The sequence below is a fragment of the Bacteroides sp. AM16-13 genome, assembly GCF_003602705.1.
Taxonomy (GTDB): Bacteria; Bacteroidota; Bacteroidia; order Bacteroidales; family Bacteroidaceae; genus Bacteroides; species Bacteroides xylanisolvens.
Window position 1 is genome coordinate 112,030 of sequence record NZ_QTLK01000012.1, and the last position, 16,346, is coordinate 128,375.

The 16,346-nt window shown below is 41.6% G+C and carries 11 protein-coding genes; 8 read left to right on the forward strand and 3 right to left on the reverse strand.

The genetic code is table 11. The features are described from left to right. Positions 1–11: 11 nt before the first annotated feature. The 7 genes from DW173_RS11625 to DW173_RS11655 all read left to right on the forward strand — a co-directional run bounded on the left by DW173_RS11625 (position 12) and on the right by DW173_RS11655 (position 7,039). Positions 12–1,220, forward strand: a complete 1,209-nt coding sequence (locus DW173_RS11625; RefSeq protein WP_004310468.1) for an argininosuccinate synthase — start codon at positions 12–14, stop codon at positions 1,218–1,220. Then, positions 1,217–2,185, forward strand: a complete 969-nt coding sequence (argC, locus tag DW173_RS11630) for an N-acetyl-gamma-glutamyl-phosphate reductase (RefSeq protein WP_004313800.1) — start codon at positions 1,217–1,219, stop codon at positions 2,183–2,185. Before DW173_RS11625 ends, argC begins: the two co-directional genes overlap by 4 nt. Continuing rightward, the gene (locus tag DW173_RS11635; RefSeq protein WP_004310471.1) at positions 2,185–2,595 is read left to right on the forward strand and encodes a four helix bundle protein; all 411 of its coding nucleotides are present in this window, start codon (positions 2,185–2,187) and stop codon (positions 2,593–2,595) included. The genes argC and DW173_RS11635 overlap by 1 nt, the downstream gene beginning before the upstream one ends. A 38-nt stretch (positions 2,596–2,633) precedes the next feature. After that, positions 2,634–3,755 carry an aspartate aminotransferase family protein gene (locus DW173_RS11640; RefSeq protein WP_120144481.1) on the forward strand — a complete coding sequence of 374 codons (1,122 nt, stop codon included), beginning with the start codon at positions 2,634–2,636 and terminating at the stop codon, positions 3,753–3,755. Between the two features lie 136 nt (positions 3,756–3,891). Beyond that, positions 3,892–4,665, forward strand: coding sequence for a pyrroline-5-carboxylate reductase (gene proC / locus DW173_RS11645; RefSeq protein WP_004310476.1), 774 nt, complete (start codon positions 3,892–3,894; stop codon positions 4,663–4,665). 40 nt (positions 4,666–4,705) lie between these two features. After that, on the forward strand, positions 4,706–5,260 hold the full coding sequence (locus tag DW173_RS11650) for a helix-turn-helix domain-containing protein (protein ID WP_004313803.1): 555 nt from the start codon (positions 4,706–4,708) through the stop codon (positions 5,258–5,260). A 123-nt stretch (positions 5,261–5,383) separates the two neighbouring features. Continuing rightward, positions 5,384–7,039, forward strand: coding sequence for an AMP-binding protein (locus DW173_RS11655; RefSeq protein ID WP_008645207.1), 1,656 nt, complete (start codon positions 5,384–5,386; stop codon positions 7,037–7,039). A gap of 111 nt (positions 7,040–7,150) precedes the next feature. Here the strand turns inward: DW173_RS11655 and DW173_RS11660 are convergent, their stop codons facing one another. Continuing rightward, complete coding sequence (locus DW173_RS11660; RefSeq protein WP_087322789.1) at positions 7,151–8,692, reverse strand: glycoside hydrolase family 28 protein; 1,542 nt, start codon at positions 8,690–8,692, stop codon at positions 7,151–7,153. Positions 8,693–8,904: 212 nt separating this feature from the next. Here DW173_RS11660 and DW173_RS11665 point away from each other — a divergent pair, with 212 nt between their 5' ends. Continuing rightward, on the forward strand, positions 8,905–13,284 hold the full coding sequence (locus DW173_RS11665) for a two-component regulator propeller domain-containing protein (RefSeq protein ID WP_120144482.1): 4,380 nt from the start codon (positions 8,905–8,907) through the stop codon (positions 13,282–13,284). Positions 13,285–13,320: 36 nt separating this feature from the next. On the opposite strand, the gene DW173_RS11670 is transcribed toward DW173_RS11665, so the two are convergent. After that, positions 13,321–14,625 (reverse strand): pectinesterase family protein, encoded by a 1,305-nt coding sequence (locus DW173_RS11670; RefSeq protein ID WP_120144483.1) that lies wholly within the window; start codon positions 14,623–14,625, stop codon positions 13,321–13,323. A gap of 33 nt (positions 14,626–14,658) precedes the next feature. Then, positions 14,659–16,332 carry a DUF5123 domain-containing protein gene (locus DW173_RS11675; protein ID WP_087322794.1) on the reverse strand — a complete coding sequence of 558 codons (1,674 nt, stop codon included), beginning with the start codon at positions 16,330–16,332 and terminating at the stop codon, positions 14,659–14,661. Between the last annotated feature and the right edge of the window lie 14 nt (positions 16,333–16,346).

Genomic DNA, 16,346 nt, shown 5'->3' on the forward strand with positions numbered 1-16,346 from the left:
GATACAGCACTATGGAAGAAAAGAAGAAAAAAGTAGTGGTGGCATTCAGCGGCGGACTGGACACATCGTTCACCGTCATGTACCTCGCCAAAGAAAAAGGTTACGAAGTATATGCAGCTTGTGCCAATACGGGTGGTTTCAGCGAAGAACAACTGAAAACAAACGAAGAAAACGCTTATAAACTGGGAGCAGTGAAATACGTGACGCTGGACGTTACCCAGGAATACTACGAAAAGAGCCTGAAATACATGGTTTTCGGAAATGTGCTGCGTAACGGTACTTATCCTATTTCTGTTAGTTCCGAACGTATTTTCCAGGCATTGGCCATCGCACGTTATGCCAATGAAATCGGTGCGGATGCCATCGCACACGGTTCTACCGGAGCAGGTAACGACCAGATCCGTTTCGACATGACTTTCCTCGTACTGGCTCCCAATGTGGAAATCATCACATTGACCCGTGACATGGCATTGAGCCGTCAGGAAGAAATTGATTATCTGAACAAACATGGTTTCAGCGCGGACTTCACCAAACTGAAATACTCTTATAATGTAGGTTTGTGGGGTACTTCTATCTGTGGTGGCGAAATCCTCGACTCTGCGCAAGGACTCCCGGAAACAGCCTACCTCAAACATGTTGAAAAAGAAGGCAGCGAACAGCTCCGCCTGACTTTCGAAAAAGGGGAATTGAAAGCTGTCAACGACGAGAAGTTTGACGACCCGATCAAAGCCATCCAGAAAGTGGAAGAGATTGGTGCAGCATACGGTATCGGCCGTGATATGCACGTGGGTGATACAATTATCGGTATTAAAGGCCGTGTAGGATTCGAAGCAGCAGCCCCGATGTTGATTATCGGCGCCCATCGCTTCCTTGAGAAATATACATTGAGCAAATGGCAGCAATACTGGAAAGACCAGGTTGCCAACTGGTACGGTATGTTCCTCCACGAAAGCCAATACCTCGAACCGGTGATGCGTGACATCGAAGCGATGTTGCAGGAAAGCCAGCGTAACGTAAACGGTACGGCTATCCTCGAGCTTCGCCCTCTCTCCTTCTCTACCGTAGGTGTAGAATCAGAAGATGATCTGGTGAAGACTAAATTCGGAGAATACGGTGAAATGCAGAAAGGCTGGACAGCCGAAGACGCCAAAGGCTTTATCAAAGTAACCTCTACTCCGCTACGTGTTTACTATAATAACCACAAAGACGAAGAGATATGATTAAAGCAGGAATCATTGGTGGCGCAGGATATACAGCAGGCGAATTAATCCGTCTGCTGCTCAACCATCCGGAAACTGAGATCGTATTTATCAACAGCAGCAGTAATGCCGGAAACAGAATTACCGACGTACACGAAGGCTTGTATGGAGAAACAGATCTAAGATTCACCGACCAGTTACCTTTGGACGAAATCGACGTTCTCTTTTTCTGCACTGCCCACGGCGATACAAAGAAATTCATGGAAAGTCACAACATACCGGAAGACCTGAAGATTATCGACCTCTCGATGGACTACCGCATTATGAGCGACGACCACGACTTTATCTATGGCCTGCCGGAACTGAACCGCCGTGCCACTTGTACGGCAAAGCACGTAGCCAATCCCGGCTGTTTTGCAACCTGCATCCAGCTCGGTTTACTTCCGCTTGCCAAGAATCTGATGCTGACGGATGATGTAATGGTAAATGCCATTACAGGAAGTACGGGAGCCGGAGTGAAACCGGGTGCTACCAGTCATTTCAGTTGGAGAAACAACAATATGAGTGTGTACAAAGCATTCGAGCACCAGCATGTTCCGGAAATCAAGCAATCACTGAAACAGCTGCAAAACAGTTTCGATGCGGAGATCGACTTCATTCCATACCGTGGAGATTTCGCCCGTGGTATCTTTGCAACGATGGTAGTCAAAACCAAAGTAGCACTGGAAGAAATCGTTCGTATGTACGAGGAATATTATGCAAAAGACTCCTTTGTACACATCGTAGACAAGAATATTGACTTGAAACAAGTCGTTAATACTAATAAGTGCCTGATACATCTGGAGAAACACGGTGACAAACTATTGATTATCTCTTGTATCGACAATTTGCTGAAAGGCGCCAGCGGACAAGCGGTTCATAACATGAACCTGATGTTCAATCTGGAAGAAACCGTAGGACTACGTTTGAAGCCTTCAGCGTTTTAATGAAGAATGAAGAACGAAGAATGAAGAATTGCCACAATAGAACAAATTCATTATTGAATACAAAAAGCTATTCATTTGCACTTCGAATTGTACAAATGACTAAATATCTTCGAGAAATGAAACAAGAGTTCATCCTCAGCAAACAAATTCTTCGTTCCGGCACTTCTATTGGAGCTTCAATTCGAGAATCCGAATTTGCCCAAAGCAATGCTGACTTCATTAATAAACTAAGTATATCATTAAAGGAAGCTAATGAAACCGACTATTGGTTGAATCTTTTAAAAGATTCAGATTATATCGATTCTAATGCTTTTAATAGTATGGAGATTGATTGTGGAGAACTCATAGCTCTGCTTGTTTCTTCAATCAAAACTGCCAAAAATAATCAAATGAACCATGAAGTAACCTAATTCTTCATTCTTCATTCTTAATTCTTCATTTAATTATTATGAAATTATTCGACGTATATCCTTTATATAACATCAACATTGTCAAGGGCGACGGTTGCAAGGTATGGGATGAGAACGGAACGAAATATCTGGATCTCTACGGAGGTCATGCCGTTATCTCTATCGGACATGCACACCCTCACTATACAGCAATGATCAGTAACCAGGTGGCTAAACTTGGTTTCTACTCAAACTCCGTCATCAACAAGCTCCAACAAGAGGTAGCCGAACGACTGGGCAAGATTTCCGGTTACGAAGACTACAGCCTGTTCCTGATTAACAGTGGGGCCGAAGCGAACGAGAATGCTCTAAAACTGGCTTCCTTCCACAATGGACGTACCAAAATCGTATCTTTCAGCAAAGCGTTTCACGGACGGACGTCTCTGGCGGTAGAAGCGACTCAAAATCCTTCCATCATCGCTCCTATCAACAATAACGGTCATGTCACCTATCTCCCGCTCAACGACATTGAAGCGATGAAACAGGAATTGTCTAAAGGAGACACATGTGCTGTTATCATTGAAGGAATACAAGGGGTAGGCGGTATCAAGATACCGACCACCGAATTTATGCAGGAACTCCGCAAAGCTTGCAGCGAAACAGGAACGATCCTGATTCTCGATGAAATTCAGAGCGGATACGGACGTAGCGGTAAATTCTTCGCCCACCAATATAATGACATCAAGCCGGACATCATCACTGTAGCCAAAGGTATCGGCAACGGTTTCCCGATGGCAGGTGTCCTGATCAGCCCGATGTTTAAACCGGTATATGGTCAATTGGGAACTACCTTCGGTGGAAACCATCTGGCATGTTCGGCAGCACTCGCTGTGATGGACGTCATTGAGCAAGAAAATCTGATAGAAAACGCAAAGGTAGTAGGCAACTACTTACTAGAAGAGTTGAAGAAATTCCCGCAAATAAAAGAGGTACGCGGACGCGGACTCATGATCGGACTCGAATTCGAAGAACCCATCAAAGAACTACGCAGCCGCCTCATCTATGACGAGCATGTATTTACCGGAGCAAGCGGTACGAATGTACTTCGCCTGTTACCTCCTCTCTGTCTTACTATGGAGGAAGCAGAAGACTTCCTTGCCCGGTTCAAGAAAGTACTCTAATCGCTCATTTGATTAATAAACAGCCAACGATAAAAGCAGCCTTTATTAGAAATTTATTTCTTATTCCGGCTGCTTTTTGTTTTTTCGTAATTAACTGTTACCTTTGCCTTTAACAACTCATTAAAAATAAGCGTATATGAAAATAGCCATTATCGGTGCAGGAAATATGGGCGGTTCAATAGCCCGTGGCCTGGCAAAAGGAAGTCTGATAGACGATTCGGACATCATTGTGTCCAATCCGAGTGCCGGAAAACTAGAGAAACTGAAAAAGGAATTTCCGGGTATCTCTATCACCAACAGCAATGTGGAAGCTGCCACAGGCGCAGATATTGTCATCCTTGCTGTCAAACCGTGGTTTATGGAACCGGTGATGCGCGAATTGAAACTGAAAAGCAAACAGATACTCATCTCCGTAGCTGCCGGCATCAGTTTTGAAGAACTGGCTCATTATGTCGTAGCACCGGAAATGGCCATGTTCCGCCTGATTCCGAACACCGCTATCAGCGAACTGGAAAGTATGACGCTTGTTGCCGCCCGCAATACGAACGATGAACAAGACAAATTCATCCTCCGGTTGTTCAGCGAGATGGGAACCGTGATGCTTATTCCCGAAGATAAAATAGCGGCAGCCACCGCATTGACCTCCTGCGGCATCGCTTACGTATTGAAATACGTTCAGGCAGCCATGCAAGCCGGAATCGAAATGGGACTTCGTCCCAAAGATGCCATGCAGATGATAGCACAATCCTTAAAAGGAGCAGCCGCACTGATTCAGAACAATGACACCCACCCCAGCGTAGAAATCGACAAGGTCACCACTCCGGGCGGAATCACAATCAAGGGGATCAATGAACTGGAACACAACGGATTCACCTCCGCTATCATCAAAGCCATGAAAGCCTCCAAATAATACCATAGAATTATTAATCATAAAAATACGAACCACTTGTATGAATGAACAAATTAAACAGATCGCAGAACGCCTCCGCGGATTACGTGATGTACTGGAACTGACCGCAGAGGATATCGCCCGCGACAGCGACATCTCTGCCGAAGAATACCGACTTGCAGAAACCGGAGACTACGATATCTCTGTCAGCATGTTACAAAAAATAGCCCGCACGTATAATATAGCTCTCGACGCCCTGATGTTTGGCGAAGAGCCTAAAATGAGCAGCTACTTCGTGACCCGTGCCGGCAAAGGAGTCAGCATCGAACGTACCAAAGCTTATAAATACCAATCACTGGCTTCAGGATTCATGAACCGTACCGCCGATCCGTTCATCGTCACTGTTGAACCGAAAGCAAACGACGAACCAATCCATTATAACCAACATAACGGACAAGAATTCAACCTTGTCATCGAAGGACGTATGCTTATCAACATCGAAGGCAAAGAAATCATCCTCAACCAAGGCGATAGTATCTATTTTAACTCTAAACTTCCACATGGCATGAAAGCGCTCGATGGCAAAACAGTACGTTTTCTGGCAGTAATTATGTAATAATAAAAAAATGAAGAATGAAAAATGAAGAATGAAGAATTATGTTGCACTGTATAAATAATACGCATGGAAAAATTCTTCATTTTTCATTCTTCATTCTTCATTCACATAATCCATAACATCATGGTAGAAAGATTTTTATCACAGACCTCTTTCAGTTCACAAGAGGATTTTATCAAAAACTTGAAAATAAACGTCCCGGAGAACTTCAACTTCGGCTATGACGTAGTAGACGCCTGGGCTGCCGAACAACCTGACAAGAACGCTTTACTTTGGACAAATGACAAAGGCGAAAGTCGCCAATTCTCATTTGCCGACATGAAACGATCTACGGACATGACCGCTTCTTACTTCCAGAGCCTGGGTATCGGCCGTGGCGACATGGTGATGCTGATTCTGAAACGCCGTTATGAGTTCTGGTATAGCACCATCGCTCTTCACAAACTAGGAGCAACTGTCATTCCGGCTACTCACTTGCTGACCAAGAAGGATATTATCTATCGCTGCAACGCTGCCGACATCAAAATGATCGTAGCTGCCGGCGAAGGAATCATCCTGCAACATATCAAAGATGCTCTTCCCGAATGTCCCACGGTTGAAAAGTTAGTCAGTGTCGGTCCGGAAATCCCGGAAGGCTTCGAAGATTTCCATCAGGGTATCGAAAATGCTGCTCCGTTTGTACGTCCGCGCCATGCGAACACTAACGACGACATCTCTCTGATGTATTTTACTTCCGGCACTACCGGTGAACCTAAGATGGTGGCACATGACTTTACTTATCCGTTAGGTCATATCGTTACCGGTAGTTTTTGGCACAACCTGGACGAGAACAGTCTTCACCTCACCATTGCCGATACCGGCTGGGGAAAAGCGGTATGGGGCAAACTCTACGGACAGTGGATTGCCGGAGCCAATATCTTCGTCTACGACCACGAGAAGTTTACCCCGGCAGCTATTCTGGAAAAAATCCAGGAATATCATGTCACCTCTCTCTGTGCACCTCCTACCATCTTCCGGTTCTTGATTCACGAAGACCTGACAAAGTTCGACTTGTCTTCACTAAAATACTGCACCATTGCCGGAGAAGCATTGAACCCCGCTGTATTTGAAACTTTCAAGAAACTGACGGGTATCAAACTGATGGAAGGTTTCGGACAAACAGAAACAACCCTTACCATCGCCACCATGCCTTGGATGGAACCGAAACCGGGAAGCATGGGGCTTCCGAATCCTCAATATGATGTAGACTTGATCGACCATGAAGGCCGCTCTGTTGAAGCGGGTGAGCAAGGACAAATTGTAATCCGCACCAGCAAAGGTAAACCTCTTGGACTTTTCAAAGAATACTACCGGGATGCGGAACGCACTCACGAAGCTTGGCACGATGGTATTTATTACACCGGCGATGTTGCCTGGAAAGACGAGGACGGCTACCTTTGGTTTGTCGGTCGTGCAGACGACGTAATCAAGAGCTCCGGTTACCGCATCGGCCCATTCGAAGTGGAAAGTGCGTTGATGACTCATCCGGCTGTTGTGGAATGTGCTATTACCGGAGTACCCGACGAGATTCGCGGTCAGGTGGTAAAAGCTACGATTGTTCTATCCAAAGACTATAAAGCACGTGCCGGAGAAGAACTGATTAAGGAATTACAGAATCACGTGAAGAAAGTGACTGCTCCTTATAAATATCCGCGTGTCATCGAGTTCGTAGAAGAGCTTCCGAAGACAATCAGCGGTAAAATCCGCCGGGTGGAGATTCGCGAAAACGATAAGAAGTAAATCATAAACAACTCTAATCAATAGAAGAACGATATTACAGATGATGTAATATCGTTCTTCTCATATCTACCCAACAATAAAATTCAACAGAAACAATATGACAGTTCCTGTTTATTTGAAACTCTCTTTTTTCCAATAATTATGTCCTTCAATAATATGACTGTTATTAGCTTTATAAAAATCCTTCACAGGAGTCATCTGAAAACAATCATTAATAATAGCATTATCGACATCTTCAAATGTAACAATCGTTTGTTCGATAACAGGATACTTAGATCTAATATTATTCAAAACAATCTGCTTACATTTACTGAATTGCCACGGTGAACCAGTCTGCGATGAGAAATCCACATTATCAAAACGAATATCTTCAGCAATATCAACTATAAATCCAACCTCTGCCTTCATATTAATATTTGAAAAGGACAAGCCTTGTACGGGCATTTCTTCAATCCCTTTAATATAACCAATTTGCTTGATATCAGAACCTGTAATATTGCTTAAATGAATGTTCCGGAAAACAGGAGTCCGCTCACTGACAGGCTCTATTTTTGACTCTTTATCATAGAACAAATCAAAAATGAAGGCATTCCGCTGAATATTCTTCATGACGATATTATCTACCCGAAGCTCTTCAACGACCCCTCCTCTCCCGCGCGAGGACTTTAGACGAATACCAGAATCCGTACCATCGAAAACACAATTAGAAATTGTCACTCTCCTTACACCGCCTGACATTTCACTACCAATAACTACCCCTCCATGACCGGAAAGCATAACACAATTAGTTATCGTTATATTTTCACATGCCTTTCCATATTTCCGTCCATCAGCATCACGCCCCGATTTAATTGTGATACAATCATCTCCCACACTAATAAAACAATCAGAAATACGTACATTCCGGCAAGAAGAAGGGTTTATTCCATCCGTATTGGGACCTTTTGGATCTTTTGAGGGGTTATATATCGTCACTCCATGCACTGTTACATTATCACAAAAAGCCGGATTTATGGTCCAAAAAGGAGAATTGACAATTCTCACATTCTCTATCAACACATTGTTACATTCATAAAACTGAATAAAAGGAGGACGAAACATACGACGCTCTAAAGAAGGTTTATAATAATCCGAGATTTCCAGTTCTTCATTAGCCTCTTCCCACATTCGTTGTAGTTTATTCAAAGCAGGCAATTTTCCTCCGTTTTTTTTAATCAGTTCCCGTGTTTCTTTCTCCCAGCTCCACCATTTAAATCCATTACCGTCCAGTGTTCCACGCCCGGTTATAGTCAAATTCTCCGCATCATGCGCATAAATCAGGGGAGACAAAGTATTCATCACTGTACCTTCCCAACGAATCTTCACAAAAGGAAGATAATCTTCAAAACGATCTGAAAAACGAAGAACAGCTCCGGACTCCACATACAAAGTTATATTACTTTTCATGTAGATAGTGGCTGTCAAATAAACACCTGCCGGGAAATAAATAGTTCCTCCACCTTCAGAAGATGCTTTTTCAATCGTTTGGTTTATTAACTCCGTACAAGATTCAATACCTCGGGGATCAGCTCCAAGCTCCTTCATATTAAAGGTACGAGCCCATGCGGTTACGGCTATAACAAGTCCCACTACACAAATAAATAGACGTTTCATTTATAGTTCTCATTTAAAATTTTACTAGTTCTAATTGTCAAAACAAAAGTACGAGGTATCTTCTCTCTTTATAGGGTAATAATTGTGCTTGATAGAGGATAGACAGGTGGATTAAATATGCAAAAGCGTGCATTTTATGTTCAATCACTATTTTAAATTTCCTTTTTAATCCAGTTTTATTTATTTTTGCTCTACACATAATTTATAATATCATGAAGACACTCTATGTTTTCCTTTTATGCTTATACACCAGTCTGACTATAGCAGCTCAACCTCTTTGCCAGATTAAACACTTCTCTGTCAATAATGGTCTTTCGCAAGGAGTAGTAGTGAATATAATGCAAGACAAAAAAGGATTTCTTTGGTTCGCCACCTGGAATGGACTAAACAAATTCGACGGATACACATTTAAAAATTACAAAGCATTTCCGGGAGACGGCTGTACTTTAACGACTAACCGTTTCTCTTATATTACAGAAAGCAAAGACGGAGATATATGGTGCAAATCTTATGATAACCGTGCATATCTATTTGATATTCAGACAGAGAAGTTTATTGACATACTCCTTCCTATTGAATCATCCCTGCAACAAACCAACATAGTCAGCAATATCTATACCTTAAATAAAGGAATTACGTGGATCACCTGTGAACAAGGTTATGCTTTCAGAATCAATGAGCAAACCTGCAAAGAAGGAAAAGATATCATATTATACAGCAGCTTTAACCAAAATTTAAAAGGAAACAAGATATTCGACATTTACGAAGATTCCGACGGGGACGAATGGATCATGACAGATAAGGGAGTAACCATCATCGGAAAAAAACGAATCAACAGCGATTATCCGTTTAAAATGGTAAAAGAATATAATAAGAAAATATATCTTATCTCAACTTCCGGAAAAATCGCAATATATGATCCCAAGAACGGAAATATAAAATTCCAGGAACTACCATGTTCTGTCACAGATATCTATTCCATATCTTCCATTTCCCCTTCTAATGACAGGATCGGCTTAGGAACTGACAACGGATTTATAACATACGATACAGAAAAGAAAAAATTCCAGCATTTTAATATACAGACAGCCACCCAGCCATCCAATGAAGCTCATTTTTTTTATCAGGACAAAACCGGAGAAGTCTGGATCTTTGCCAATACCTCCGGTGTGATAAAGCTAAATCTGCAAACAGGAGATAAACAGCACTTCACAGCTCCTATACAAAACCTGATCCAATATGAACGCGACAACCGATACATGATCTTTGAAGACCATGAAGGTACACTATGGATGAGTCCTCAAAAAGGGCATTTGTGCTATTATGATCGCGACAGTAATCAACTGAAACTATACTTTGCAGATGAAAACAATCCCGCTTCCCTATTTGCCCCCTCTATTCGTTATTATTATACCGACCGGCAACAGAATGTATGGATTACCAATGACCGGGGCGTAGACAAAATATCTTTCTATCCCAATAAATACAAAATACGCCCCATAGACAATGGATTGGAAATACGTGCTTTTCTTGCCGACAAACAGAAACGTCTCTGGGTTGCTTCCAAAAAGGGAAACGTCAGAATTTACCGTCCGGATGGGACATTAGAAGGCTACCTTTCTCCACAGGGTATAATCACCCCTCAAGAGGTTACTTTCGGAAAAAGTGTGTACTGTTTTATGGAAGATAAACAAGGAAATATATGGATGGGAACCAAAAAAGACGGCCTCATCCTTCTAAAGAAGAAAAACGAACACTCTTATCTTTTACAACAATTCGTCCATCAGCCACAAGATACATACAGTTTAAGTAACAATAGTGTCTATAGTATTATTCAGGATAGCCATGACAATATATGGATCGCATGTTATGGAGGTGGTCTCAACCTATTATCACACGTACCTGATGGTTCTACCAACTTTATTCATAGCGGCAACCGGCTGAAAAACTATCCTGTTTCTACTTCACTCAAAATAAGACATATCGCAGAAGCCCCCAACGGAGTGTTATTGATTGGCACAACCAATGGTTTACTTACATTCTCCAATAAGTTCGATCAGCCAGAAGAAATTAAGTTCTATCATAGCAACCGTATCCCTAACGTAGATTCCAGCCTTAGCAGTAATGATGTCATGCAAATATTTACTGACAGTCGAAAAAACACTTATGTAATAACATTCACCGGAGGAATCAGCCAGGTTATCTCTAAAAATCTGCTCACGGAAGATATACAATTCAAAAGTTATACAATCAAAGACGGATTAGCTTCCGATTTGGTACTTTCAATGCTCGAAGATACTCAAAAACAATTATGGGTAATCTCCGAAAACTCCATATCCAAATTCAATCCACAACAAGGAACATTTGAGAATTATGGAAGTAATTACTTTCAGAGAGAACTGAACCTCACTGAAGCAGTTCCCACACTAACCAGTCAAAAGAAAATCGTTCTCGGAACCAATCAAGGGATACTTGAAATCAACACAGAACAAATGAAAAAAAGTTCTTATGTACCTCCTATTGTATTTACCGGACTCAAAATACAAGGAAGTCAACTTCATGTAGCGCTTGATGACATAAAAGAACTGGAACTAAATCCTTCGGAACGTAATGTCACCTTTCAATTTGCAGCCATTGATTATGTAAATCCCGATGCCATCGAATACGCCTATCGTCTGCAAGGCCTGGAAGAAGAATGGAACGAAGCCGGTAATAACCGCTCTGCAACATACATAAATTTACCTGCCGGAGAATATCAACTGCAAATCCGTTCCAGCAATAGCGACGGAGTATGGACCGATAATATACGCACTCTCCCCATTCATGTTTTACCCACTTTTTGGGAAACATACTGGGCATGGTTATTCTATATTGTCATGTTCGTGTTATTCACTACTATCATTGTATACATTCTGTTCTATATCTACCGTTTGCGGCATCAGGTTGACTTGGAACAACATTTATCCAATATCAAATTACGCTTCTTCACTGATATTTCACATGAATTACGCACTCCTTTAACTTTAATATCCAGCCCTGTATCAGAAATTCTAGCGCATGAAGCAATCTCTCCGACAGTTCGGGAACATCTAAATTTGGTACATAAAAACACAGAACGTATGCTTCGTCTGGTTAATCAACTACTGGATTTCCGCAAAATCCAAAATAAGAAGATGAAAGTGTTGGTAGAAAAGACAGAACTCGTTTCCCAATTACAGAAGATAATGGAAAGCTTCCACCTTATAGCAAAAGAAAAGAGAATTGATTTCCAACTTCAAACTAATACAGACAAAATATACGCATGGGTAGACCGTGACAAATTTGAAAAGATATTCTTCAATCTACTTTCAAATGCCTTCAAATATACACCGAACGGGAAGAAAGTAACGGTAAATATGATAACAGGTTCGGAGCAAGTCACCATCTCCGTATCCGATGAAGGCATTGGCATTGCTCCCGAAAAGCAACAATCCCTATTTTATCGATTTGAAACACTGGCACAATACAATATCTTGCAGCCCTCATCCGGCATTGGGCTTTCACTGGTACGCGAATTAATAGAATTACATCACGGAAATATCCAAGTGAAAAGCGAGCCGGGAAGTGGAAGTGAATTCATTGTCACACTTCCTAAGGAAGAAAAAGCATTTGCAGACGATCAACAAGCCGAATTTATTTTATCCGACAGTGACAATAATTCACCGACGATACAAGCTACTGAAGAAGATTCGGATAATACATCCTTCAAGGCAGCATACGCAGAGAATGAAAATAAAACCGACACAGAGGATGAAAAAACTTCCATTCTTATTGTCGAAGACAACAATGAATTACGTCATTTCCTATGGAATATCCTGTCAGAGACTTACACTGTTCTCGAAGCAGCAAATGGAAAAGAAGGATTAAAATATGCACAGCAGTACATTCCGGATCTGATAATCAGTGATGTCATGATGCCGGTCATGGATGGATTAGACATGGTGAAAGCAATCAAAGCCGATCATAACACCTGCCATATTCCTATTATATTACTATCAGCAAAATCTTCTTTAGATGATCGGATAGCAGGACTGGAACAAGGTATCGATGACTACATTACCAAACCATTCAGCTCTACGTACTTAAAAACCAGAATTTTGTCGCTGCTCCGTCAACGTAAACAGTTACAAGAGCTATATTTATCGAAACTGTCAGAGCATACTCAAGAAGAGGATCATATAAATGGGTGGGAGCCTTCACAACCTCAAGTGACTCCATACGATGAACAATTCATGCAACAAGTAATGGCGTTTATGGAGGAACAAATGGACAATACAGATATCACCATCGACGACTTCGCCAACAAACTAATGTTAAGCCGTACGGTATTCTACCGAAAATTAAAATCCATTGTTGGGCTGACTCCGGTAGATTTCGTATGTGAAATGCGCATCAAACGAGCCGCCCAGCTAATTGAAAAAAGTGAATACAGTTTCTCCCAAATTGCTTATATGACCGGTTTCAATGACCCGAAGTACTTTAGCAGGCGCTTCAAAAAAATCATGGGAGTCACTCCTACAGAATATAAAGAAAGAAAGGGAGATGCCTCATAAGCACCTCCCCTTTCCTTACCAGTTTTCTATATTCAATTACAATACACCTTTTTTACCTTGCGTTCCATATTGATTCACGGCAGATACCTTCAAAGCATAATTCACTTTCGACACCGGAAAAGAGGTATCAGTAGTCGTCCCGAGAATCTGTTCTCCATCATATACAATATATCCGATCGCATTCTTCACAGGATTCCATTTAAGAGTGCCTTGCTGATAAACCAGACTGCGCGGACTTCCTAATTTCTCCATCATAATACGCGGATTCCAGCCATCATTACCCGGAATCATATTTTCGTACGTATATTTGTCCGCCTCCTCTTTCGTTATAGTTGCCTGACAGGTACCCGATACTTCCTTACCGGTTTGGCGGTCTTTATATTGATATTCCGTTTTGCGTTTACTTAAATCCAACACATTACCCTGTGCATCACGACTATTGTATTCGGCAAAAATTCCGGGAACCGTTCCCATATTCGTCCATCCTTCATCAGCGACAGGGATAAGCATAATGGTATTGATATACACCGTCTTCGAATTATTATGCCATGGACGCCCCAACTTCAAACGTCCGTCAGCCGCTTCACTGTTTCCATCTATAATGCAATTACGAAAAGCATAACCATATTTGGCATCTTTATGGGAAGGAGCCACTATTACTGCTCCACTCCGTACATTATAAAGCGTACAGTTTTCCAGCAACACATCACCACCACCATAAAAATAGTCTACCGCGCCTTCTATCCAGCAATCTTTCACATAGTGCCGACTGACATCATTATTGGCAGTCATCCAAGTATCTTGAAAAGAACGGAACTTACAATTATAAAAGGAAGCACAATCTGCCTGACTATTCATAGCCAAAGCCTGCGGACCATTATCTGATAAAACTCCCCAGTCATTCACATACGAAATGTTTTCCGTATAAAAGTGGTCTCCTTTTACCACCACTACCGATCCCTCGTATTTATAAACTGGAGAGGAAGGATTATGAACCGAGTGTTCCCAATAAGCTGTTTTTCCACCTATTTCTTTACCGGTCAGTTTACTACCAACATTCAAGTTTAAATGAATAATGGTCTTATCCTTATCCTGGCCTATTAAATGTACGTATGGCTTATTCTTAGGGATAATCACCTGCTCATTATACAAGCCATTCTTTATCAGAATCAACCAAGGTTTCGTCTGTCCGTCAGGTACAGCATTGATTGCTTCCTGAACCGTTTTATAATCTCCACTACCATCAACAGCTACAATAGCCTGATAAGGCGATGAGTCCGCCTGTGCATAAATCATTGCACAGGCACTCATCAATAAAATTGATAATACAATATTCTTCATGATATTCTTTATACCTAACAATTATAGGATCAATTAATACCAACGTGGATCACCAGCATTACCCGTTCCGGCGAACCCGGCTCCCGGTTTAATATGGAAATCACCGTTTAATGGATCAACGAACAAGTCATCCGAGCTTTGTTTTATTCTCGTTATTTCTTCAAACCTGTTATTGCCTTCCTGCAGGTCGGAGGTGATATAACAATTATCAGAGAAGTTCAAAATGTCATAAGCACCATTTCCACTATTCATTTTCTTTCCTTTGTTCGGACCGGAGAAAATCAAATTCCGCATTGTCGCAGATTTCGGAGAAGGCGGAGTACTTGCCGCATTATCGAAACGGAAAACTTTAGGCAATTCCTTCTTAGCATCCATAGAATTATAGAAAGTACAATTTTCCAATATCACATCACCGATTCCCCCTTTCACGTCCATCAACTGGTCACCAATATTAATCAATGTACTATTCGTTATAGAAACCCTTTCCAACTGATCGATATTTTTTCCGAAATTAATCATTCCATATCCGTCCGTACCAACTTCGGATATGACACAGTTATCGATCGTAATATCCGTCATGAACACACCACTTCCATCGCTAATACGTACAAGCGTACGTTTTATGTTCTGTATAGCACAGCCTGTGAATGAAATAGACTGGGCATAAGAACTATTTTTCCAATCCGTCATATAACTGGCCTCGCCATTTCCATTCAGGCAAACAAACTCGAATGACAGAGACTGTATCGGAGAAGCCAATGATATTTTATTAGTCACAATAAGCTGTGGACGATTATTTTCATTAGCTTCCGTACTGGTAAACAAAATATTATCCAATCCCGGAATCTTTAGTTCACTTACCTTATACACCGCCCCCGGAGTAAGTTGGACAGTTACATTGCTACATTCTTTCTCTTTCACAAAATTAGATAACAATGTACTTAAATCAATGACTCCGGTTTCCGTAGCCTCCACAAAAAGGATTTCGCTACCACCCAATCCCAGTGTCTTGAATACATACGAACCACGTAATGCATCATTATTATAAATCCGAACACGATAGGTCGCTCCATTCTCCAATTCGGAGAGTGTTTTTGAACAAGCCGCTATATCTTCCGAAGTCAAATCAATCTGTTTTTCCTCACCATATTTCGTATCCACCATTTGAGCCAACGTCAGATGAGTTACCCTGTTCGTTTCTTCCCATGTCAAGGTTGCGGAATTAGCTGTAACTTCCACTCCGGTAAATAATTGCTCATCCGGAGTTTTAAATGCTACACTGACATAAGTGCTTGCCTTTCCCTGCGCATCTTCTCCTTTCATACGAACAGAATATTGCGTAGAACCGTTGAACTCCTGAAACAAAGTACGATATTCCACCCTCATAGGCGTATTACTCTCTGAAAATACAGTCAATGTATCTTTCAGAATCGTATCTGTCCTTACATAATTTTCCGCATTAAACTCCAAGCTGTCCGTATAAAACTCAAAAATATAGACTTTTGCATTCACAATCTGCGAATATCTTAATGTAACCGAAGTCGCATCGGTAGCCGACTTATCGAACGTCAACGGACGGAACAAAGCATCATAGTTCTTATTAACTGTCCAGTCATTGGCATCGTCCTCACAGGAAGACATACCCACTATCAAAGCCAATAGTACATACAGGCATGCTCCGGATAATCTATTAACTAGTCTTTTCATCTTTTCCTACCATT